This window comes from Pseudarthrobacter arbutini, from assembly GCF_054510915.1.
Genome location: NZ_JBTNDQ010000015.1, coordinates 1 through 22241 on the forward strand (window position 1 = coordinate 1; position 22241 = coordinate 22241).

At 62.5% G+C, this 22241-nt stretch carries 17 protein-coding genes and 3 pseudogenes; 8 read left to right on the forward strand and 12 right to left on the reverse strand.

Translation table 11 applies throughout. The features are described 5' to 3' along the window. The first annotated feature begins 259 nt into the window (after positions 1–259). The 3 genes from ACX80V_RS16670 (at position 260) to ACX80V_RS16680 (ending at position 3800) form a co-directional block, all read left to right on the forward strand. Positions 260–1309 carry a 2,3-butanediol dehydrogenase gene (locus tag ACX80V_RS16670; protein ID WP_459310267.1) on the forward strand — a complete coding sequence of 350 codons (1050 nt, stop codon included), beginning with the start codon at positions 260–262 and terminating at the stop codon, positions 1307–1309. A 315-nt stretch (positions 1310–1624) separates the two neighbouring features. Then, positions 1625–2560, forward strand: coding sequence for a helix-turn-helix domain-containing protein (locus ACX80V_RS16675; RefSeq protein WP_485844073.1), 936 nt, complete (start codon positions 1625–1627; stop codon positions 2558–2560). Positions 2561–2831: 271 nt separating this feature from the next. Next, entirely contained in the window at positions 2832–3800 is a 969-nt protein-coding gene (locus tag ACX80V_RS16680) for an NAD(P)H-dependent flavin oxidoreductase (RefSeq protein WP_485844074.1), read from the forward strand. Positions 3801–4236: 436 nt separating this feature from the next. Here the strand turns inward: ACX80V_RS16680 and ACX80V_RS16685 are convergent, their stop codons facing one another. From ACX80V_RS16685 to ACX80V_RS16710, 6 genes and pseudogenes are all read right to left on the reverse strand, one after another. Continuing rightward, a complete protein-coding gene (locus ACX80V_RS16685) occupies positions 4237–5265 on the reverse strand; it encodes a DUF4192 domain-containing protein (protein ID WP_485844075.1) in 1029 nt (342 codons plus the stop codon). A 491-nt stretch (positions 5266–5756) separates the two neighbouring features. After that, a pseudogene (locus tag ACX80V_RS16690) lies at positions 5757–5872 on the reverse strand (sugar phosphate isomerase/epimerase); the annotation flags it as partial. Positions 5873–6012: 140 nt separating this feature from the next. Beyond that, a complete protein-coding gene (locus ACX80V_RS16695) occupies positions 6013–6855 on the reverse strand; it encodes a PRD domain-containing protein (RefSeq protein WP_485844076.1) in 843 nt (280 codons plus the stop codon). A gap of 65 nt (positions 6856–6920) precedes the next feature. Continuing rightward, positions 6921–8351, reverse strand: coding sequence for a glycoside hydrolase family 1 protein (locus ACX80V_RS16700; RefSeq protein WP_485844077.1), 1431 nt, complete (start codon positions 8349–8351; stop codon positions 6921–6923). Between the two features lie 31 nt (positions 8352–8382). Beyond that, positions 8383–10299: a beta-glucoside-specific PTS transporter subunit IIABC gene (locus ACX80V_RS16705; RefSeq protein WP_485844078.1), complete on the reverse strand. Its 1917-nt coding sequence runs from the start codon at positions 10297–10299 to the stop codon at positions 8383–8385. Between the two features lie 185 nt (positions 10300–10484). After that, entirely contained in the window at positions 10485–11339 is an 855-nt protein-coding gene (locus tag ACX80V_RS16710) for an HAD-IIB family hydrolase (protein WP_485844079.1), read from the reverse strand. Positions 11340–11567: 228 nt separating this feature from the next. Here ACX80V_RS16710 and ACX80V_RS16715 point away from each other — a divergent pair, with 228 nt between their 5' ends. Continuing rightward, complete coding sequence (locus ACX80V_RS16715; protein WP_485844080.1) at positions 11568–11846, forward strand: HPr family phosphocarrier protein; 279 nt, start codon at positions 11568–11570, stop codon at positions 11844–11846. 40 nt (positions 11847–11886) lie between these two features. Here the strand turns inward: ACX80V_RS16715 and ACX80V_RS16720 are convergent, their stop codons facing one another. Next, positions 11887–12339: a hypothetical protein gene (locus tag ACX80V_RS16720; RefSeq protein WP_485844081.1), complete on the reverse strand. Its 453-nt coding sequence runs from the start codon at positions 12337–12339 to the stop codon at positions 11887–11889. A gap of 961 nt (positions 12340–13300) precedes the next feature. Beyond that, a complete protein-coding gene (locus tag ACX80V_RS16725) occupies positions 13301–13987 on the reverse strand; it encodes a hypothetical protein (RefSeq protein ID WP_485844082.1) in 687 nt (228 codons plus the stop codon). Between the two features lie 76 nt (positions 13988–14063). On the opposite strand from ACX80V_RS16725, the gene ACX80V_RS16730 reads away from it, so the two are divergent. Beyond that, complete coding sequence (locus ACX80V_RS16730) at positions 14064–14822, forward strand: hypothetical protein (RefSeq protein ID WP_485844083.1); 759 nt, start codon at positions 14064–14066, stop codon at positions 14820–14822. A gap of 479 nt (positions 14823–15301) precedes the next feature. After that, the gene (locus ACX80V_RS16735) at positions 15302–16000 is read left to right on the forward strand and encodes a GIY-YIG nuclease family protein (RefSeq protein WP_485844084.1); all 699 of its coding nucleotides are present in this window, start codon (positions 15302–15304) and stop codon (positions 15998–16000) included. 768 nt (positions 16001–16768) lie between these two features. Here the strand turns inward: ACX80V_RS16735 and ACX80V_RS16740 are convergent. The 3 genes and pseudogenes from ACX80V_RS16740 to ACX80V_RS16750 all read right to left on the reverse strand — a co-directional run bounded on the left by ACX80V_RS16740 (position 16769) and on the right by ACX80V_RS16750 (position 19558). Then, positions 16769–17777: pseudogene (locus ACX80V_RS16740) on the reverse strand (DUF4192 domain-containing protein). A gap of 880 nt (positions 17778–18657) precedes the next feature. Then, positions 18658–18972, reverse strand: a complete 315-nt coding sequence (locus ACX80V_RS16745; RefSeq protein WP_485844085.1) for a hypothetical protein — start codon at positions 18970–18972, stop codon at positions 18658–18660. Between the two features lie 166 nt (positions 18973–19138). Then, positions 19139–19558: a hypothetical protein gene (locus ACX80V_RS16750; protein WP_485844086.1), complete on the reverse strand. Its 420-nt coding sequence runs from the start codon at positions 19556–19558 to the stop codon at positions 19139–19141. Positions 19559–20108: 550 nt separating this feature from the next. Between ACX80V_RS16750 and ACX80V_RS16755 the strand changes: the two genes are divergently transcribed. Beyond that, positions 20109–20519: a hypothetical protein gene (locus ACX80V_RS16755; RefSeq protein WP_485844087.1), complete on the forward strand. Its 411-nt coding sequence runs from the start codon at positions 20109–20111 to the stop codon at positions 20517–20519. Positions 20520–20593: 74 nt separating this feature from the next. Beyond that, a complete protein-coding gene (locus ACX80V_RS16760; RefSeq protein WP_485844158.1) occupies positions 20594–21340 on the forward strand; it encodes an SLOG cluster 4 domain-containing protein in 747 nt (248 codons plus the stop codon). Positions 21341–21525: 185 nt separating this feature from the next. Here the strand turns inward: ACX80V_RS16760 and ACX80V_RS16765 are convergent. Further along, a pseudogene (locus tag ACX80V_RS16765) lies at positions 21526–22221 on the reverse strand (IS982 family transposase); the annotation flags it as partial. Positions 22222–22241 lie beyond the last annotated feature (20 nt).

The following is a 22241-nucleotide window of genomic DNA, read 5'->3' on the forward strand; positions in this document are numbered from 1 at the left end:
CAAGTACCCGAACTTCGCAACCGACGCCGACATCCTGACCCCGGCCTGATCAGCACCACCACCGCCGGCCCGGGAAGGACAGCCTGCCAAGCCATCCTTCCCGGGCTGCAGTCGGCCGGCTGCTCGTCGTCGGTGAAGACCGCGCTGCCGAGCCCGTAGGGCGAATAGGCCGCGAACTCGCCAAATTCGGACTAAACGAGTTCGCGAACAAGAAACTCATCCGCATCATCTGAGGCCCGACACAACACTAGGAGACTCCATGCGCGCAGCAGTCTATTACGGCAAAAACAAACTTGAAATCGAAGACGTACCGGAACCAACCCCAGGCGAAGGCCAGGTGAAGATCAAAGTCAGCCGCAACGGAATCTGCGGCACCGACCTCCACGAATACTACGACGGGCCGATCTTCATACCGCCCACGGACCCTCACCCGCTCACAGGACAATGCCTGCCCCTGACGCTGGGCCATGAATTCTCTGGTGTAGTCACCGAGATCGGCCCAAACGTCACGGATATTCGCGAGGGCGACCGCGTCACCATCGAGCCCATATATCGCTGTGGTGAGTGCCGACCGTGCAGGACCGGCCACTACAATCTATGCAATGTGATCGGCTTCCACGGGCTGATGGCCGACGGCGGGATGGCGGAATACACGGTCGTGCCCAGCAACCAGGTCCATAAACTCCCCGACAGCGTCTCGCTGGAGCAGGGAGCATTGGTCGAACCGATGTCCGTCGCCTACCACGCGGCCACGCTCGGTGAAGTCAACGATCAAAGCAGGGCCTTAATCTACGGCGCAGGACCCATCGGCATCGGCCTCTGGTTCGCACTGCGCGGGATGGGCCTGACCGAAATCGATGTGGTTGAACCATCCGAGACCCGCCGCAGGTCCATCGAGGCACTCGGCGCACGCACCCTGGACCCGACCAAACAGGACGTGACCGCCCTCATCGCCGACCGGACCAACGGCAACGGAGTCGACGCCGCATTCGACGCTGCCGGCGTAGCCCCCGCAGTCCAATCAGCCCTCGAATGCCTCGGCGAACGCCGCCCCCTGATCAGCGTCGCAATCTACGAAAAACCCCTCCCCACACCCCTCATCAACCTCGTGCTCCGCGAACGACGCATCCAAGGCACCATCTGCTACACCGCAGCCGACTACTCCGCAGTCATCGACCTCATGGCAAAAGGCCACTACAATACCACCGGATGGGTGGAGGACGTTCCCCTCAGCGGCGTGGTCGAAAAGGGATTCGAACAGCTCCGTGCCGGCCAAAAAATGAAGCTGCTGGTGGACCCCACAACGTAGTCTCCCCAGATCGCTTGTAGCGTGGCTGACTGCGCCGAAGGCTGGCTTTGCATATGCAAGTCCAGCCTTCGGCTGTCCCCGGAATTCCGATGAGTCCTTATGGGTTCGCCGTAAAGGCGCAGGACTCGCCAGTCGCGGCCTTACCCTGCTTCTCAGTTCAGAGGACTTCAACTTACGGCCATGGTTCCGCTGGCAAGCCCGACTAACAGGACTCCGATTCGAACTAAATCGACCGGAACAGATCGATTCCGTGCACCTGCAACAGCCCGCCGAGCGGGACGATCCATCAACGCAATGACGCGAAGGAACACCAAGATGTCGAATTCCATTGAGGAGCAAGCGACTCTCTTCAGCGTCGCGCGAAGAGCGCTCACCTCAACGGAGGCGGCCCTCGAAGGGACAACGACTTGGCTCGCCATCACGGACGCCAATGGAAAGGTGACTTACGACTGGGCGGCGGCACCGAGCCTCCGCCGGCATCTCGCGCGGGCAGATGTCAGCGAGGGTGCCGACTTGGCCCAGCGTTCTGCGGGCAAGAATGGAGTGGGCGTCGCGCTTGCGACACGTGCCCCCACAGTCGTCCATGGAACTGACCATCTGGATGAGCGCATGCACAAGCTTGTTTGTGCGGCGAGTCCAGTCCTGCATCCCATCACTCGAAAGTTGCTTGGCGCCGTAAATGTCACGTCACTTGCTGGCGAACCTAGCCCGCACCTAAAGGTTGCACTCAATATGATGCTGAGTGGGATAGAGGACTCCCTGACGCGTCTCTCGTGCGCCCGCCACCAGCGGCTCCTCGATGCCCACTTGCGGGTCAAGGCGGGTACAGGAGCGGCCGTCATTACCCTGGACCGCCGCACGATGATCGCCGAAGACGGTCTTGGCGGATTATCACTTGACCGAGAGCAGTTGTGGAGCTTTGTCGAGGAGGCCGGACCGTTTACTAGGGAATTCGTCCTACCGATGGGCATTCGAGCGCAAATTGTCCCTGTGATGCCGCCGCGGACCACGGAGGGTTGCTCGTTAGTACTGAGCAGACTTGATCTCGCAGGCCTTGCACGTTCGGTCGCAAGGGGTTTAGCCGCTCCGAGGGTAGTAATTCCGCCGGCGCTAGGACAGCTTGAACGGGCAGAGCGGGAGGTTATTGCGTCTGTGCTGCGTGAGTGCCTTGGGAACAAATCGGACGCCGCAGAGCGACTACGAATCTCGCGCGGAACGCTTTACGAGAGAATCCGCCGGTACGGACTGTGAGGACGATGCAATCAGAGCTTCACCGTGCGGTCGACGCTAGTAAAAGGCGCACAAGGGGAATTGGGCATGTGTCCAGCGGGCCGGAGGGAAGGTTCCCTCTCGGCTGTCGGTAGAGTCGGGGATCCGAAGCGGGATTCAGCAGATGGCCGTGACGCCGTCCAACCGTGCAGCATGGATCTTCGTCCGGAACACCTATGGAACTTGCGGGATCAGAGCGGCCCGCCTGCGTTGCGGGACATCTCCGCTTCGTGGCACCGGAAGGAAATCAGTCATGAAAACACGGGCAACGACCATTCTTGGCATCGAACATCCCATAGTTCAGGGGGGTATGCAGTGGGTGGCTACTGCCGAACTCGCGGCTGCTGTCTCCAACGCTGGCGCGCTCGGCGTGATCAGTGCGCTCACAACTGGCTCACCGGAAAATCTGGCACGGGAGATTCGCCGCTGCCAAGACCTGACTGACCGCCCATTCGGCGTGAATCTCACCATCCTGCCATCCATTACTCCACCTCCCTACGAGGAGTACCGCGATGTAATTGTGAGCTCAGGGGTCTCTGTCGTGGAAACCGCCGGGAACAACCCGGGTTCATTCGTGGAGGTCTTTAAGGCGAACGGGATCACCACCATTCATAAATGCACCAGCGTGCGGCATGCACTTAAAGCCGAGTCGCAAGGGGTGGACATCGTGAGCATTGATGGGTTCGAATGCGCCGGTCATCCTGGCGAGGATGATATTCCAGGGCTTGTCTTGATTCCTGCTGCGACAGCCCTGCTCCAAATTCCTGTGTTGGCCTCGGGAGGGATAGCCGACGGGCGAGGCTTGGTCGCGGCCCTAGCACTCGGAGCTGACGGGATCAGCATGGGGACGAGGTTCATGTGCACCCGGGAATCCCCGATCCACCCAAGGATCAAGGATGCGATTGTTGCGGCTACTGAGTTGGACACAGAGCTCATATTCCGCCCCTTGCGCAATACCTCGCGTGTAGCGAGCAATTCGGTCAGCCGCCAGGCAGTGGAGGTCTTGGCCAAGGGCGGTGTATTCGAGGACGTCAGGGAACTGGTGGCCGGGGCTCGAGGCAGACAGGTCTACTCGGAGGGTGATCCCGAGCATGGTGTCTGGACCGTGGGAATGGTCCAAGGACTGATCCACGACGTACCCGACTGCCGAGATTTGGTGGTTAGAATTGTTCAGGATGCCGAGGCCCTGATCGATTCACGCCTTCGGGCGCTTACACGATGAACTCAACGCCGTCGCCGCTGCCGCTCATAAACAGCATCCTGCGCCTCGATGCACAGCGCGCACGCTCCTCAGACAGGAAGATCCGGTCCTCAGGGCACGACTTCGAGAGGTTACTACAGCCGAAATTCCGTAAGAAGTGGGCAAATGCGGCGCACAGACCACGCTGGCGCGTCCTTCGGTGGCGGCCCGGACAGACTTGGCGTAGTCAGTCATGACTCGGCTGCAGTCGACAGACAAGCCGATGTGCTGCTCGGGCCTGACACTCCCTTGATTTCTGACCATGTTGCCAACATTAGGGTGACTCTGGCGGTCGTGGCTGGGGTCGATGCGGGGTTGTCTTTGGCTGGAACTTGGAGTTGTAGGGGCTGCCCCTCAACAGCAGCAGATGACCGGTGTGAAAACACCCGGATGATGGGCAGCCGAGTGCCTGAGGGGCCTACTCGAACGGCAGTGTCTTGTAGGCGGTGCTTTTGTTCATGTTCCAGCCAGCGACTATGCCGGAGCCGATCATTTGGTCGCTGAGGCGGGCGAGGCGGTAGGCGGGGTCGGAGTCGAGGGCTAGCTGGAGGAATTGGTGTGCTTTGCTGCCTTTGCCTTCCCACCAGTTGATGTAGCCGATGGCCGTGAGGACCGGTGCTGAATGCTCTGCGCTTGTGCGGGTGTAGGCGTGGAGGAGGAGTTGTTGTGCCCACTCGATGCGTGACCATTTCGGGGGCTCTTTGGTTTGGGCGAACAGGACCTGTTGCATGGGTTCGTCGAGCCCTGGTATGTCGGCGATGAGCCGGTCACGGATCTCCGGGAACTGCAGGTTTGCGACGAGGGCGTGGCAGTCTTCATCGCTGGGGAGGTTCTTGGAATCGAGCATGTCTGCCCAGAGTTTCCGGCCTTGCTGGAGCGCGGCGTCGGTTGGTTGGGTCCTGATGCTTTCTATTTGGTGTTCGACGGCGGTGGCCTTGGCTGCTTCCTGGCCGGTGGTTGGGAGGGCGATGTGGTTGGTGGGTTCGATGAAGCTGCCGCGATAGATGAATTCGGCGTTGATCGCGCTGGTCTGGGTAGAACTGACGGGCAGGGCGAGGCTGGTGCCGGGTTCGTCGTCGTAGGGGGAGAAGGTTTCGTCTCCGACGAAGAGTCCGTCCCTGATGGTGATGCCCTGTTCTGCGAGGACCCCGGTGAGCGCGGCGATGGTGCCGGCATACGGTTTGGCCTGTCCGTGGTGGGCAGTTTCGTTGGTGTAGACGGCGAAGAGGATGGCTGTGGCGGTCGTGTCGCTGGTCAGGTAGTGGGCGACTGTGCGTGCGTAGGGGAGATCCTGGCCAGGTTGGCGGGGGAGGTCAATGCGCAGCGTCGCGCCGATGCCGTTGTTGTTCAGGGTGATGCAGACCAGGCTTTCCGTTGGCCAGAAGCCCAGGGTGTGTCCGATGAAGCTGAGGACGTCTGATGGTGTTTTGATCGTGAGCTTGTCCATGATCCTTTTGTTCCCTTCACCCTTGTGTTGCTGTGTTTTCTGCGGTTGTTGGTTCTGGGTGTCGTTCTGGTAGGGGACCACCCGCTGGGCTGAGGGGCTGGAGTGCAACTTGGGGGACCGGCGCCGGGGGCGAAAACTTCATCGCACAGCGCGGATAGCTTGGGGTTGGAGAAGTTTTCGATCCCGGGGTCGGCGCGGTAGCGCCCTGGTTGCGCGGAGGACCCGCCCAGCGATCATGGGGATACCAGAATGACAAGCAGCGATGGACTTCTGCTTGTTCATAGAAGCCAAGGAACGACGCGGCATGACTTCGACCATCAGCCCGAGCAGATTTTCCTGGATCTCTTCATCTACCGCTACAGAGATCTTCACTCCCGATTCAGAGGCTAGACCGTGAGGGCCGACAGCCTGCCGTTCGTCTCCGGGCCCCACAAGTCGTTGACGCCGAGCTTCTTCAGTGCGTCGGGTTCGGTTCGGATGGCGCTGGTGGTGACGACGGTGTCCACGCCGAGTGCCTTGGCGAGCCGGGCGGTGTGTTTCATTCCTCCGCGGCGCGCTGGCGGACGCCCTCGGGGTCGCCGTCGCCCCAGACCTTTGCGCCGACGATACCCGCTCAGTCATGACTGTGTGTTCCAGTCGGAAATCCTTCTGCAACACCTCGACGCCTACGCGAGGGATCGCGACCGTCGGCGTTCAGTCCGGTGACGGGCGTCAGGCAGCCGAAGATGAGTTCCGGTCTCAGCAGATCTAACTACGGTCTTCGTCCACCAGCCGCGCCACGTGCAGGGTGAGGTACGTGACCTCGTCCTCGGTGAGGGGTTCGCCGAGCCTGAGTTCCAGGACGGCCTGGAGCTTGAGGGCCGTGGCATAGGCGTCCGGATAGGAATCCCGGATGGCGATGCGCAGCTTGCTGGCTCCTTCCTCCAGCTGCTTGCCGGAGCCCGCCCGCACGAAGAAGTAGCGCAGATGAGTGATGAACCGGGCTGCGTTGACGGTGTCCCGGTCAAAGGGGCGTCCGGAAGCCTGTTCAAGGACCTCGAACAGCTGGGTGAACACGCCCGTCATTTGGTAGGTGAAGGACAGGTCGCCGGTCGCGAAGCCGGCGTTGACAAGGTGCAGCGCGATGGCCACTGCCTCATCGTCAGCCAGCGGTGCCTCGAGTGAAGCGTTGACGTGGTTGAGGATCAGTCGTGCTGCCCGCAGCTCTGCTGGATAGAGATGGGAAACCTCTGCGCGGAGCGGGTAATCGAAGGCGATTCCCTGGCGAAGCCGCTTGATGGCGAAGCTGAGGTGGTCCGCGAGGGCCACGGACAGGACGGAGCTGTTCGGAATGGGCAGTTCGGCGCGCCCGGCCTCGAGTGCCTGCTCCGCCAACAGGAGGTGTTCCGGCGGGATGGCGGCCACCATGGCGCCGAGGTTGTCGGGGTCGCGGCCGTCTTCGGGAACGAACGTGCGCAGCACCTTCGCCGGGTCCACTTTCTGACCCGGTTTGGCCTGGAATCCCAGCCCCCGGCCGGTGAGGATTACCTCACGGCCCGCGTTCCCGCGTGCCAGGACCACGTTGTTGTTGAAGACGCGCAGGACTTCCACGTCGTTGTTTCTCCTGCCTTGGTGGGTGGACGGGCGGGGCCCAAGTGGGCCCCGCCACACTAGTGTCAGCGCAGCGCTGCGCCGTTGCTCGAGATGACTTCCTGGTACCAGCCGAAGGACTTCTTCCGGTACCGGTTGAGCGTACCGGAACCGTCGTCGTCTCGGTCCACGTAGATGAAGCCGTAGCGTTTGCTCAGCTGCGCCGTGGAGGCACTGACCACGTCGATGCAGCCCCAGGCGGTGTAGCCAAGGACCTCAACGCCGTCCGCAATCGCCTCGCGCACCTGCACCAGATGGTCGTTCAGGTAGTCGATCCTGTAGTCGTCATCCACGGTCAGGCCGCCGTCGGCTTCCACGAGGACGTCCTTGGCGCCGATGCCGTTTTCCACCACGAACAGCGGCTTCTGCCAGCGTTCCCAGTAGTCGTTCATCACCACGCGGAGGCCCTTCGGGTCGATCTGCCAGCCCCACTCGGAGGCCTCGAGCGTGGGATTGGGAACGCCGCCCATGATGTTGCCCGGCCCCTTCTCCACGTCCGGGTCCGCTGATTCACAGATGCTCATGTAGTAGCTGAAGGAGACGAAGTCCACGGTGTTCTTGAGGTCTTCGCGGTCCTGGTCCGTGATCTCCAGGTCTATGCCGTTGTCGCGGAAATACCGCAGCAGGTACCCCGGGTAGGCGCCGCGGCAGTGGATGTCGCCGAAGGCGTAGCTGGCGTGCGCCGTGTCCATGGTCCTGACCACATCATCCGGGGAGGGGGTGAGCGGGTAGACCGGCAGGGCCAGGATCATGCAGCCCACCTTCGCCGCTGGCATGATCTCCCGGGCCAGGCGCGTCGCCCGTGCGGAGGCCACGAGTTCATGGTGGATGGCCTGGTACAGGTCCGTGTCGGTCAGTTCCGCCCGCGGGCTGGGGATGCCGCCGGACATAAACGGCTCGTGCAGGACCGAGTTGATCTCGTTGAACGTCAGCCAGTATTTGACGCGGCTGCCGAAGCGTTCAAAGAGCACACGGCAGTAGCGCTCGTAGAATCCGATCAGCTGCCGGTTGGTCCAGCCGCCGTAGCCGCGCGCCAGGTTCAACGGCGTCTCGTAGTGGCTGATGGTCACCATCGGTTCGATGCCGTGTTTCTCCAGCTCGTCGAGGACCCGGCTGTAGAATGCAAGGCCTTCCTCGTTGGGCTGTGCGTCGTCGCCGTTGGGGAAGATCCGGCTCCACGCGATGGAGAACCGGTAGACCTTGAAGCCCATCTCGGCGAAGAGTGCAATGTCCTCGGCGTAGCGGTTGTAGAAGTCGATGGCGGTTTGCTTCAGGTTGTCCGGGGTGGGGCCCTCGGTGGGCTGCTCGGTGATGCCCCGCGGCATCACATCCTGGATGGACAAGCCCTTGCCGCCTTCGGCGTACGCGCCTTCAACCTGGTTGGCTGCGGTGGCGCCGCCCCAGAGGAAGCCCTGGGGAAACGGCCCGGTGGCGGGTTTGGTAGCTGCGTGCGTCATGCTGTGCTGTCCTTTCGTTGCGGGTCAGGTTCTAGAGTTCGACGTCGAGGGCCGGGGCGCCGCGCGTCAGTCGCGTTTCGCCCAACGGCACGACGGCAGTCAGGTTGCGGGTGTTGGTGACCACCATGAGCGTTGTGGCGTCGTAGCCGGCCGACTGGATCTTGGCACGGTCGATGGTGGCCAGGAGGTCGCCGGCTTCAATGCGCTGGCCGCGGGTCACCGCGGCCTCGAAACCGTCGCCCTTCATCTGGACGGTGTCGATGCCGATGTGTACCAGGACTTCCACACCCTCGTCGGTCTTGATGCCGTAGGCATGCCCGGTCTTCATGACAGCGTGGACCGTGCCCGAGACGGGGGAGTAGACGGCATCCTCCTCGGGAACGATGCCCACACCGGCACCCATGGCGCCGGAGGCGAAGACCTTGTCCGGCACATCTGCCAGGGCGATCACCGGGCCGGAGACGGGGGCGAGCACCTTCACGCTGGTGGCATGCTGCCCCGCTGGTGCGCCCGTCGTCGTGTCTGCTGAGGCCGGAACCGGAGCGGTTTCCGCGCCAGCAGCGGGGGTTGCAATGGCGTCGTCCGTCACAGCGTCAGCCGTTTCGCGGGGACCGAAGATGAAGGTGAGGATGAAAGCGATGAGGATGGCAACTGCCGTGCCGATCAGGAGCAGCACGAAGTTGCCCACCGCGGTGAACGCCGGGAGTGCAAGGAGCGATGCGAAGACGAAGGCGTTGGATGCGCTGCCCCCCATGGCGGCGATGGCCCCGCCCACGGCCCCACCGGCGATGCCAAAGTAGAACGGCTTCTTCAGCGGCAGGTTCACACCGTAGATGCCGGGCTCGGTGACACCGGCCAGGAACCCGGACATCGCAGCGGGAGCGGCTACACCGCGCCTGGCGGCGCTGCGGGTACGCAGAGCCACGGCCACCATGGCGGCGGCCTGGGCCAGGACAGCGGGAACCAGCGGCGCCATCAGGAGTGAGTAGCCGATGGTCGCGAGGTCATTGGTCATGATCGGCACGAAACCCCAGTGCAGGCCGAAGAGAACAAAGACCTGCCAGAACGCACCCATGAGGGCGCCGGCCAGCCAGGGTGCGAAGCCGAAGATTGCGGTGATTCCGGCGGAGACGCCCTGCGAGAGCAGGGTGGTGGCGGGGCCAACCGTCAGGAGGGTCAGCGGAACCATGATGGCAACGGTGAGCAGCGGGGTGAGGAAGTTCCGGACGGCGGACGGCAAGAATTTCAGGAGGAAGCGCTCCAGGTATCCCTGCAGCCAGACGGCCACGATGATGGGGATCACTGAACTGGTGTAGTTCATCATGACCAGCGGTATGCCGGCGAAGTCCACGGGCTGCCCGGCGGTGCCGAGGGCCACGATGCTGGGGTATACCAGTGCACCGGCGATGGCCATGGACGTGAACTGGTTGACTTTGAAGCGCCGCGCTGCCGTGACTGCCAGGAAAAGGGGCAGGAAGTAGAAGAGGGCGTCCGCGGCGGCGGAGAGGATCACGTAGGTGTTGTTGGTCGGCGCCACCCACCCGAACGTGCCGGCCATGCTGAGGAACGCCTTGAGCAGGCCGGAGCCGGCCAGCGGCCACAGGATGGGCGAGAAGATCGCAGAGACCATCTCGATGAAGCGGTTGAACAGGTTGCCCTGGGAAGGTGCCTCGTCCGCGCTGTCCTCGTTGCCGAAGCGGCTGATCTTGCCGAGTCCGGCGAAGACCAGCGGGACGTCGTTGCCGATGACCACCTGGTACTGGCCGCCGGCCTGCATCACGGCGATGACTCCCGGCAGCTTCTCGACGGCGGCCGTATCGGCTTTTGCGTCGTCCCGCAGCCGCAGCCGGAGCCGCGTTGCGCAGTGGGTTGCCCCCACAAGGTTCTTTTCGCCGCCGACACCCTCGAGGATGTCGGCGGCCAACGTCGTGTAGTCCACGGAAGCCATGGCAGGCCTTTCTGTCCATTCCGTCTTTCGGGCATAAAAAAAGACCCAAGCCGCACGTTTCCGTACGTCTCAGGTCTTGCCTCGTGTCCGAGTAACAATCCTTCAGGCTGCATCGCCTGCTTGAAGCATCGTACCCATGATGTGGGTCACAGGCAAATTGCTCGGATTACCCGGGGAGGTGTGCCTCAGATGAGGCCAAGTTCAGTGAACGCGTCAACCAGTCCTTCCCGGTGCGGGGGCGCGGCCGTTCGGTCGGCCAACGCGAGGAGTTCCGGGGAGGAACCCTCGATGGCAATGCCCACACCCGCGAACGCGATCATTTCCAGGTCGTTCTGGCCGTCGCCAATCGCAACGGTGTCTTCGCGTTCGATGCCGAAGTGGGCAATGACGGCAGCGACGCCGTCGGCCTTGCTGATGCCGCGCTGGTACAGCTCGCCCGCGTGCCGCCCCTCGTTGGCGATTGAGTTCGCGACGACGGCGATGTCCGGACCAATTTCTTCGGCGATGCGCTGCATGGGGACGGGAGCCTCGAAGACGGAGACTTTGGCGAACGCGGCCGTTGCACGGTTTGGTGTGACGCGCACGGATCCGAGGATCGCGGAGGAGCCCTTTGGCTGGCCGTCCGGCGCGCGCCGGAAGTGCTCTTCGATGATGGCGCGAAGCCGCGCCTCGGCCTCGGGGGCCACGTGGAGGTGATCCTGGGCTTCAAGAATGTAGACGGCATCGTGGGCGTCGAGCGCGGCTACTGTTCTGGCCGCGAGGTCGGCGGGGAACCGGCGGTCCAGCAGGACTGCACCATCCACCTCTATATAAGCGCCGGCACTTGCCACCAGGCCGTCAAAGCCGGCTCCGAGGATGGTCTCCGGCAGCATGGACACCGGACGTCCAGTGCACAGCAGGACCTTGTGTCCGGCCGCCCGCGCAGTGCGGACCGCCTGCACATGGCCCTGAGGGACAACCCCAAAGTCGGCGTAGGTGCCGTCCACATCAAGGAAGACGGCGCGGATAGTTGCTGTGGGGGTGCGGGGCACGGAGCTCATGATCCGGGAGTCTACAGGTGCGGCGTTGACGGGCTGGAGTCCGGGCAGCCGTAGGCGCGGAGCCGCCGCCGGATTTGACGCGCGTCTGCACATTTCTGCACACTGGGACCGGATATGTAACTGGGCTTTCAGGCAGGATCCGATCGTCGAGCCCTCTTGTGCTTTCCCAGGGCCGGGGCTCGGGTCCTTTTTTGTTGGACCGGAACCCGAACACCAAAGGAGCCCTGAATGCCTGAACGTACCGCCACCATCGCCAGCCGCGTCGGCTTGCACGCCCGGCCCGCCGCCATCTTCGCTGAAGCCGCCGGTGAACTGAGGTGTGAGGTCACCATCGCCCATGTGGGCGAACCGGCCGACGAGGCAATGGACGCTGCCAGCATCCTGTCTCTCATGAGCCTGGGCGCCTCCCACGGGGATGTCATAGTCCTCCGAGCAGAAGGTGAGGGCGCCGACCAGGCTTTGGATACGCTCGTGACCATCCTCGAAACCGACCACGACGCGAAGTAAGCGCCCACCACGAGTACCCTGGCCACTCAGGAAAACACCATTAGTTGACCGCATTCGCGATCAACCCGTGTGGGTACTCGTCGGCGCGGCGAGTAAAGCGGATCACCACAGCATCTGCGACCCACACGGGCGGGCTGTTATCGACGATGATGAGTTGTTCCCCTTGCCCTTCAGTTGCGAGCCAACGCTTTACGTGGGCGTAGAACCTGTCGACGAGCGTGGCGTCAGCAAACTCGTCGTCGGGACGCGCGTTATGGCTTAGGTTCTTCTGGGGGCTGTCGATGATGAGCAGGCCCGGTGAGACTGCGTCCTGCTCGAACCCGATCTCCCAAAGAGCGAGGTTCCAAGCGAGCGCGACGACCACAAGTCCGCCGCTGCTTGCCTCGGTGTATGTCAGCCCGCGGACGTAGGGGATGAAGTCAGAGTCGACGTAGGCGTCACTGAGCTTGGGGTAACCGATGTCTTCGAGGGTGGCTGCAAATCGCTCTGACAAGAGTAGTACGATTCGGTCTCGGTCAGGTCGAGTTTTCCGCCGCTGTGCGGGACTGTCAGTGATCGCGTCGAGGGCGACGGCCGCTTCGACGGCGCGGTGTGTGGGTGCTTCCGCGTCACGGACAAGCGTTCCTGGGTCTTCGATGAGGCGCGCCATGCAATCGGTGAGGCTGCTGATTCGCGCGTTCACGGCCCGGAGCTCGCTCGCGGCGAGCTTCCTCCGGTCGTCAGTAGGTTTAGTTCGCGAATCTGGATTGTCCGTGCTCCTGCCGTCGGAGTCATGGTTGGGTGTAACCGTATGGTGACATAACGAGCATGTTGCGTCTTCTATGGACGGCAGAGGGGCGAGTGTTTTGAAACACGCCGGGCACACGCCCTACGATTCCCAGTAGGCCCGATCGGTGCGCTGGTCTGGCTCGTCGTCGTCTTCCTCGGCCCTGACCGGCATCAGGTTGAGGACCGTTGTTGAGTGCAGTGTCATCACGCCACCGACCTGCAGCAGAGGGACCGCGGTTTTTGAAGAGGCTGATCCCATTCAGGAATCGGGAAGTGATGTCCTCGGCGACGATGACCATGACATGGTCGAACTGCGGATACCGGGTTCGTCCGATGTCCCAGTACTCGATGGTTCGGATTATGTGGGTGGCGCGAGCTGGATCTCCACTTCATAGCGGGTTCCCGCGTCCGGAACGGAGAGAAGCAGTTCGAGGCGTCCGGCCCGCGGTTGGCGGCGAGCTCCCCGAGTCCGAGGGAGGGAAAGAACCTCGGCAATTCGCTCCTGAAGCCATTTTCGCTGTGGTCGGGGAGCTCCTAAGGCTGATCGTGTACGCACGCTGGTAGTCCATGGAGGGCAGTATTTCAGGTGCGAGCGATGCCTGCCCGCAGCGCCGCTTTTTTTGGTGGACGGGCGGAGGGGCTGTGGACTGGACGGTTGTTGGCCACAGTCCGCCGGGGTTCTTGAACTAGGAGGATGGATCGCCGTCATCGGCCTGCAGGTCCTCCCAGGTTGCGGGAAGCGGGTCAAGGATCCTGTTGGCCACCCAAATCACATAGCCGCCCGACAAATGGTAGCCTCCCGCGCCGACACCAAGTCTGAGAGCGTCGAAGAGGAGCTCGTCAAGGATGACCACGCCCAACTTGCCCCGTTTGGTCAAATATCGATGGTGGCCTAGGATGCCGTTGGCCGCCTTGATTGCGGTCATCGGGATCCTGTCCACCGCCGTCTTCGCCAGGTACTTGACAGTACGCCTCACCGGCTCCGACGTGGCCGCACGAGAAAACATGTCCGCGTTGAGGACAGCTTCTACCAACTGGCTTCGCCGTTCGAAGTCCTCGGGGTCCAATCCGTGGATCTCAGCGACCTTGAGCACATGCAGGGCTGAGACCTGCTTGAACTCGTCCGAATCGGCGGTAGACCGGACTGGTGCTCCTTGAGCAGCCGCCGCTCGGCCAGCCGCCTTGCCAATACTTCTGGCGTTGCGGAGGTAGTGCTTGGTGACGTGGTCGAGAAGCTCCGCGGGGGACTTGTCCCGGTTTACTCGTCGCAGACGCGCAACCTCATATTCCGCGAACGGTTGGTGTTTCTTCACCGTCGTATCGATACTCGTCTCGTCAACGGCTCGGCGGCCGCGCTGTTCGTCAATTGCCACGATTCAAGTATGGGGTGGCACGACGCTATCTGCGTCCTTTCGAATCGCGTGCCATACCGATGCGACCATTTATGGCATGACAAAGCAGCAGGGGCGTGCTTCGCGCTCGGAGATCGAGGTCTGGTCCATGGGGCTCATGTGGGTCGAAGCGGCGGAGATGCAGTGCGCACGGTTCAAGCGCATTTCGGCCTTCAACGCGATCGCCCGGATGGATGCAAGCAGCAGATCACTGGCTCAGATAAGGCCCGAGTTGCGCAAGGGCCCGAATCCACCGGTGTTCGTCCCGACGGTAGCGATGGACATGCAGCAGAGGATCGAGCGGACGTTCCTGCTCTCGGCCATCAATAACGTGTTCCGTTCTCAGGACCGGCTCCTTGAAAGACCAAAGACTGCGATGGTGGAGGAATCCATCCTGAAGCACCTCCGAAACATCTCGGAGCACTGGGACGAGCACGGGTGGTCGGCTAAGAACCTCATGGAGACCGAGCACGCCAAGCTGTTCTTCAAGATCCAGCAAAAGCTCGCCGCCATGCGCGGGCCGGAGGAACTGGAAAGGTTCAAGAAGCTCGCGGAGGACGACTTGTGGGCCGTGTTCGAACTGCCCTTCCCGGACAACGAAGAGGTATGGCTTTCGGGCATTCCGCTCACGCGGATCGCAGTCTGGCTTATGGATGTTCGGCAGTGCTTGGAGCGGGCGCTGCGCGGGGCAGGTGCGGAAGTGCCGGGCATGGCGGATTCCTGCATCGGCGGTGACGACGAAATCCCGTGGCCGAAGTCGCGGAAACGGTTCCGGCTCTGGCGCGAGGACATGAGAAGGATCCCGGACTGGCGCTAGGACGTTGATGGAGTTGGTTTTGGGCGCGGCAAGGGGCGGCGCCTCAGAGCCGGCCCTTGCCGCGCCTAGCGTGCCGCTGTCCAGACATTCCCGATGGGCGTCCGCGGCGCGTGTGCTGTCATGGTCCATGCCGCGTTCGGCCGTGTAGGAGCTGAACCCTTCGAGGGTGCTCGGTCGTTCGCGGACGAGCTGTCGGAGGCGGCGGTTGATGATTAGATTGGAGCCGAAGTTGGCTATAGCGTTTGCAAGGACTGGAAGTCGTCCTAGAAGTGTGGGCAATGTCCGCACTTACCGGTTATCAGGAAGAAACGAATGCTGATCAGGCGAAGGGCAGCGGCGTAGTTCTTTCAGGCAGGTGCAACTGCCATACCAACCTTGCTCATTGCCGTTGCCGTGGGCTCGAAGTAAGGTGCGGGCGTACGCGGCAAGTTCCCGACATATTCTGAGCCCCTGAAGGTTCAGGTAGAAAGAAATGAAAAGTGGCAGACGAACTAAGAAACTCAGGATATGTCTATGTGCTCCTTGATCCTTCAAACCCGTCGGAAGTGAAGATCGGCTTTACCACTAAAACGGTCGGGGAACGCGTCCAAGAGCTCTTTACCACCGGAAGATCACGACCACTGCTCGCCCTGTGGGATGAATATGTGGCTAACCCGAAGAGTGTAGAATCCAAACTCCATGACCGCTTTACGGCGTTTAGGGTCCACCCAGGTAGAGAGTTTTTCGCTGTTCCCCCACAGGAAGCGATCAGGGCCCTCATAGATGAGGCGGCCCCAAATTCTTTGACGAGGCCCAAGAACAGCCCTGGACGTGCCGAGGTTCTTCCACAGCTCAGAGAGCGCCACGGACATATCATCAGGCCAGACGTTCGATCGGCGACGATAGTAGTCACCAAATTAGGCGTATACATAGAAACTTCACGGGTTGATTCTTACGGGGGAGTGGACTGCGGTCAGCAGATACTCAGTGACCACGACATCTCGATCGACGTCACGGATGACCCATTCACGATAGAGGAATCCGCCGAGGAGAATGCCGAGCGTTTCCTCCGCCTTACGAAGAACGAGCAGGTAGTTTGTTCCGATGTGTTTGATCTCGAACTAATGGATTTCCTAAAGAATCGCTCTGACGAAGAAGACCCCCAAGCTCTGAATGTCCCTGAACAGCCCTTCGCCTAGTTGCCTTGATCGGTCACATCCCTAAGTCGGTGATCGTGCGTCAATGCAACTACCTGATACTGAGTCGACTACTGGGTTAGTTAGGGGAGTGGGCGTAGGGGCCCCATGTAGCCCCGCCGCGGCACGTGCAGGAAAACACTGCGGTTGCCGCTCTGGACCGTTTACTCAAGCGTTTCGCTGCGCGGTCCAGAGCCCGGCTCGCATCGGGCGCTTGACCTGTTGGGCCTCTGCCATGTCCGGAGGTCGTCTACCGCTGGGCATGCATCGAAATCCATGCCCGTGCAGTCGAATGGAGTTGCTCAAGATCTCGCAGGTAGGGGTGTTGACAATGTCAACACCCCTACGCCTCTGACTGGGTCGAACAGCCCTCGGACTGCTTCGGATTCCGCATGTTTCCTAGAGTTTCCAGTGTTTGCAAGGGCCGGAATGCGGTTCGAGTCCCACCTCGGGCACGTGTTTTCCCTGTTCAGGGGCTTTTTGGTGTTTTTTCGTGTGCACATTGTGCACACTCTCGCCTCTGATCTGATGTTCCGGGTGTGTGGGGTCCCGGGTAGACCTATTTGGTTGTGTGGGGGAGCGGCTGACTACGGCGGACCGGGTACCGCGCTGTGGGGGCTTTGCTGGGGGTTCATTCTTGTTCGTCCTTCCGTTGGGTTTTCGCGTTCACCACTTCATGGTGGCTAGGGCCGCTCACAACATGACTTGCTGATTATTCTTTAGGCCGACCGAGGGTGCGGCCGGTCCGGAATTTCCGCTCCTGATACCTGTTCATGCAGGGATGCGGGGGGAACGGCATGACATGGCAACTGATCCGGAGCTGATCATGAGCTCGCTGAGCCTTGCCAGGTGGTAGCCGGGGTCGGCCTCGAGGGCGATTTGCAGGAACTGGTGGGCCTTGCTGCCTCTGCCTTCCCACCAATTTATGAAGGCGATGGCGGTCAGGATTGGGGCGGAGTGTCGGGTGCTGCTGTGTGTGTAAGCGTGTAGCAGCAGCTGCTCTGCCCACTCGACCCGGGACCAATGTGGCTTGCTGTGCGTCTGGGCCAGGAGGACTCGGTCCATAGGTTCGTCGATTCCGGGGATGTCCGCCATGAGTTGATCCCGAATGGTGGGGAACTGTAGGCCCGCGATCAGGCTGATGACTTGCTCGTCGGTTGGGAAGGATTTCGCGTCCAGCATTTCCGTCCTGGGCGTCCGCGCCCGCTCAATGGCATCTCGGATGTTCAGGCCCTGCATGGATTTCGCACAACTTTCGACGGCGTCGGCGGTCTGCGTTTCTTTGGTCGAGGCCGGCAAGGTGATGCGGTTAGTTGGGGCGATGGTGCTGCCGCGGTAGACGAACTCGGCGTTGATCTGGCTGGATTGCGTCGACGTCAGGGGCAGCGATGGTCCGCCCATTGGGTCGCCGTCGTATTGGGAAACTGAGTCGTCTCCTACGAGGAGCCCGTCACGGATGGTCATTCCCCGTTCGGCCAGGGCCCCTGTTAGCGCCGCGATGGTTGCGGCGTGAGGCCTTGGCACGCCCGGGTGTGGCGGGCAACGATGTGTAGAGGGCGAAGACAACGCTGGCGGCCTTGGAGTCATGGGCTAAGTATCCGGCGATGGTTTGTGCGTAGCTGTTTTCCGCGCCGGGCTTCGGCAGATCAACGCGCAGTGTGGCCCCGACGTGATTCTCGACGAGGGTGATGCAGACGAGGCTTTCGCGGGGCCAAAACCCCAGGGTGTGTCCGATGAAACTGAGAACGTCCGCGGGCGTTTTGATCATGAAAGTTTCCATGATTCCTCTCCTTCAGCGGCTGGCGGGCACCGGCCGTGCCTGTCAGATTTTGGTGTCGTTCTGATGGAGGAGTCACCGCTGGGTAGGAGGGGCCGGAGTGCAACTTGGGGAACCGGGAGCCATCCAAAATTTCACGAGGAAATAAGCGACGGAGGAGCGCCGAGTGAAACTTTGGATCACGACCGGCGCCGTGCGCCCTGGTTGCGCGGAGGTCCCGCCCAGCGATGATGGGGGATCAGAATGACAAACAGCGAAGATGCTTCTGGTCATTCATGGACGGTTTTCGGCGGCGCGGCATGACGCCAACGAGTTCTTTCGTGCACTAGGCAAATCTTCTCTGTGTGGGTAGCTCTCGAGTGCTTTTCGAGGGTTAACTCAGCATTCAATGGCGGGGTGGTGTTAACCTGAGCGCGGTGGGGCTTGAACTCCTGTCCTCACACAGCGTTGCTTGGGACATCGCTGCCGCCCGCGCAACGGCTTCCTGTAGCAGTTCTCTGTTGGGTTTGCCCGTGACTGCATCTGTCTTGTTACAGGCGAGCGAACACGCGGCGCCGCCATAACGGGGAGCATCTTGAGCTCAGGAGAGGCCTCGAGCAGCAGCTGGGACCAAGCCGTTTGTGCCTGTTGCCCAGGAGGGGAACCGCCTTGGGACGGGACTCCGGTAAGTCCATCAGCTCGGCCAGCAGGGGAGCCGCCCGGCTTCAGCAGCCAAAGTCCGTGGCGCAAAGGCTGGGTTTGCAACCCACCAGGGCACGACATTCCAGTGCAGGACTTGGAATACGAAGAACTTGGGCTGCCGCCGCGGCGTCGGCCTGACCTGCGACGGTGATCTCGTCTGCGCCGAAGCTGTCGACCCCGGTCTCGTCATCCACGTGCAGCTTCAGGTCCCAACTGCTCGTCGGAGGGTGCCCTCGAACAGCGCGCCGTGCAGCATCTTCAGGTCGGCTCCCCATCGTGCGTGGAATGTATCACCCACCGTGGTCGTCTCGATTCGGACCAGCACCCGCTGAGGCCCGCGGAGACGGATCGTCACTTTGGCGCCAATGAACGTGGTGCCGGGCTTTATGACCGTGTTCGTTAGTTGCAACAGATCGGCGTCCAGCGCGTCGACCGCGATCACGTTGCCGTGCACCTCCAGCCCGACGGTCTGCACGATCTGCCGGCCGCGGTCCAGGGGCCGGCGGTCGGGCTGCAATTCAATCCATATGTCGCCCTGGTGGGGCGCAACGGTCAGCCGGTGGTCGACGTCGGGGGGTCGATGATGATTGCCTCATCCGTGGTGATGCCGGCGGGGCGATAGGCGAGTACGACAGCGCTCACGGTGCTATCGCTCTCTGCCTGGGCACGTACGTAGAGCGGAGTCAGGGGCCCGTCAACACGATGAACCTAGGTGGTGCGGCCGGGGAATTCCTCTGCGGCCTACACCGGGGCGAATCCCCCATCAGAGCAGGGCCGTAGTGCGCGACCAGGTCCGCCTCCGTGAACCCCGGAACCTGCTCGTGTTCCTGTCCGGCCCGGCGCACAGCGATGGCGGAGCGGAGCTCGCTTCCGGCCTTCGTGGGAGATAGACATTTAGGCGCCATCGCCGTCCGCGTGGACCGGAGGAGCTTGTCTATCGTCGCCCCGGAGTCTGCCATCTGCTGGTCCCGGTCTTCCGGGCTGAACCGCACAACAGTCAGCTCACCGAGGGCCTCCAGTTTCGGTCGCAACAGGTCCATGGCCGCCGCGAGATACTTGCCCGAGGGCATGCCGGCCAGCCGCCAGACGCTGATCAAGGCCATCAGCGTGTCGCATCCATAAGCCCGCGGGCGAGGCTTCCGCTTCGCGTTCCGGACCGGAGGCTTAAGTTTCAGCGCCGTAGACAACGCCCGGCGGGCATTGGCCCGGGACCAGCCGGTGACAGCGACCAGATCGTCCAGAATCCGTCCCTGAATACTCCGCCGCGGATTGCTTGGTGATCTCCCTGCGCGCTGACAACGACAACCCCTGACCCATCCACCATGGTCCCAGCAGCACCCGGGGCCGGACCCGTTTCGCGAGCACTTCCCAAATGAGGCACGCACCCCATTTCGCGAGCACTATGCATGAGTCTCGTCGACGGGTTGACGTCAGAGTCCCACCCGGCCAAACTCGGAGGGAGGGTCCACCGCCCATCTCTCCTATGGGGAGGCCACCGAAAATGCCGGCACACCCGCTGCGTCACATCTGCGGCGCCTCGCGCCACACGCGAGGCTCACCTGCCAGAGGCACGCCACGCTTGCCGCAGGCGGCCTTAGGCATCCACTTCACGACATCAGGCGCGCCACCCATTCTTGAACCGACCCTAAGCTGATGGCCGACGCAATCCACGGCAAGGGTCTATTCGAGGCGTTACTCGACTACCCGTTGCCAAACGTCGCCGGGACGCGGGACTATGTCTTCTATTTTGTTGCCGACGCCGGCTACGGCAACACCGCGCGCACCTTCACCGCCGTGCCCGACCACTGGATCCCTTTCGTCCCCGTCGCGACGGAGGAAAGCACGGTGGCGAGCCCGGTGATCGAGCTCCATCGCCGCGCGGTGCTACGGATCAACGCGGACGGGCAGCAGAGCAGGATCGACCCCCGCGGGATCCTGCTCGGCGGAGGGGATCTGCGCCTGGCCGAAGAGGAGATCCAGCGCGAGGGCACGATTGTCGAGCGCGCCTTCCAGCACACGCGGTGGTTCGATGGCCGCTCGCTGCTGTGGCTCGCTGATATGTAGGCGCGGTTGTCAAGAGGCAGAGGTGAGCGGTTTGCGCTTCGACGTACTCGAGCGAGTGGAGGAAATCAAACGTGATGACCAAAGCAAGTCACCGGCGCATCGTTGCCGTCTTCGGCGGCACGGTGCCACCCGCGATACTCACGCTCGCGGAGGAGATCGGCCGCGAGATCGGCCGCCGCGGTGAGATCCTCCTCACAGGCGGGGAGGGACCGGGCGCCGTGGACCCGCAGACCGTCAAGAACCGCGCGATCGACGGCGCAGTCTCGGTTTCGTCACCCTGGATCGGCATCGCCCGCAAACGGCATTCGAAAGGCTATCCGAAGCCGCCGTGTGGGTTTCAGATCGAGAGTCCACTCGACCACCGCCGCAACTACCTCGAGGCATGGATGTGCGACACGGCGATCGTCCTCATGGGCGATACGGGCACCCGGTCCGAGCTCGGATCCGCGCTGGCGCTGCGGAAGCCGGTGGTCCTCGTCGGTGAGAAGTGGCGCCCCACCGACGAAGGCCTTCGCGGGACCCCCGCGGCGACACTCGCGCAACTCGCCACGGACACGAACACTAAGTTCGGCAACGCCGCCGACCCAGCGCTCGGCTACGACCCGGCGGCGCTCGCGAGTGCGCTCGCGCGGACCGACCAACGCCCGGCGTTCGAGTGGCACGCCGACGACGCGTCGGCCGCCGCCATCGTCGACGCCGCGCTGAGAGAGCTTCCCGACCACTTGACCCTAACCGGCCGCCTTCCGGCCGCGCTGGATCCCACGGCGGCTGCCAACTACGAGGCTTGGCTCGCAACGCTCCCCGCATGTGGAGAGAGATGACGGCGGGCCCACGATCGGTTGCCCGGTTGACCGGACGCATTCGTGGTGATGCTCCGATCGTGCTCGATGCGCTCAGCACGGGGACGACGAGTCCTGCGGTTCGGGTGCGGCGGATGGCGGGGCCGCAGCCGTGGCTGTTTGCCAAGATCCGCCGAGACACCCTAGATGATTGGTTCCTATTGGATTCAGTGGTCGTAGGCGATCAGGGAGCGCTTGCGGGGCGCGCGGGTCCGCCAGTTTGCCAGATTCCGGCTGCGAGGGCCAGGAGCCGCGCTGCGACGCGGGCGTTGACTCCTTCAAGGGTTCGGCCGCCGTGTTCTTCGAGGGTGAGCTGGCCTTTGAGGGTATCGAAGACTAACTCAATCTATTGCCGGATGCCGCCGAGTTTGCCGAAGCGTGGCTTCTCGTCCTTGCGGTCGGGTCTGATGAGGTGGGCGCCGAGGTCTTCGGTGATGAACTGTTCGAAGTCTTTGCCAGCGAAGCCTTTGTCGCCCAGGATGACCTGGCTGGCGCGGACGAGATGATGGTCCTTTTTCTGGGTTGGCCAGGCCCCAGATGACCGGCATTCCTTCAGGTGTGCTGATCAGGTAAAGGCGGAATCCCCAGAAGCAGCGCGAGTGCGACGCGCAGTAGCCGTAGCCGGCATGCCCCCCGAGATCGCGGCGTTTGACGGTTTCCCGTGACATCCCGCAGGGCAGCGGTGTTGAATCGACCAGCCGGGGCATGTCGTGCCAGGACGGAGTGTCCTTGGCCAGTGCCGTGATCGTGGCCGAGATCAGCGTCCCGGCGGCCCGGAGCCGTTTGTTGTAGCGGGACTGCTGCGGGATGCCAGGGAACATCCCGGTCAGGTGCGTCCGGGCATATCTGATCCATCGTGTCTCGGGGCCCGGTCGTGGCGGGA

Excerpts from the sequence above, each read along its gene's own strand:
- ACX80V_RS16675 (WP_485844073.1), top strand. The coding sequence starts at position 1,625 with ATGTCGAATTCCATTGAGGAGCAAGCGACTCTCTTCAGCGTCGCGCGA.
- ACX80V_RS16680 (WP_485844074.1), top strand. The coding sequence starts at position 2,832 with ATGAAAACACGGGCAACGACCATTCTTGGCATCGAACATCCCATAGTT.
- ACX80V_RS16755 (WP_485844087.1), top strand. The coding sequence starts at position 20,109 with ATGGCCGACGCAATCCACGGCAAGGGTCTATTCGAGGCGTTACTCGAC.
- ACX80V_RS16670 (WP_459310267.1), top strand. The coding sequence starts at position 260 with ATGCGCGCAGCAGTCTATTACGGCAAAAACAAACTTGAAATCGAAGAC.
- ACX80V_RS16730 (WP_485844083.1), top strand. The coding sequence starts at position 14,064 with ATGACAAAGCAGCAGGGGCGTGCTTCGCGCTCGGAGATCGAGGTCTGG.
- ACX80V_RS16760 (WP_485844158.1), top strand. The coding sequence starts at position 20,594 with ATGACCAAAGCAAGTCACCGGCGCATCGTTGCCGTCTTCGGCGGCACG.
- ACX80V_RS16700 (WP_485844077.1), bottom strand. The coding sequence starts at position 8,351 with ATGACGCACGCAGCTACCAAACCCGCCACCGGGCCGTTTCCCCAGGGC.
- ACX80V_RS16750 (WP_485844086.1), bottom strand. The coding sequence starts at position 19,558 with ATGGCCTTGATCAGCGTCTGGCGGCTGGCCGGCATGCCCTCGGGCAAG.
- ACX80V_RS16710 (WP_485844079.1), bottom strand. The coding sequence starts at position 11,339 with ATGAGCTCCGTGCCCCGCACCCCCACAGCAACTATCCGCGCCGTCTTC.
- ACX80V_RS16705 (WP_485844078.1), bottom strand. The coding sequence starts at position 10,299 with ATGGCTTCCGTGGACTACACGACGTTGGCCGCCGACATCCTCGAGGGT.
- ACX80V_RS16715 (WP_485844080.1), top strand. The coding sequence starts at position 11,568 with ATGCCTGAACGTACCGCCACCATCGCCAGCCGCGTCGGCTTGCACGCC.
- ACX80V_RS16685 (WP_485844075.1), bottom strand. The coding sequence starts at position 5,265 with ATGGACAAGCTCACGATCAAAACACCATCAGACGTCCTCAGCTTCATC.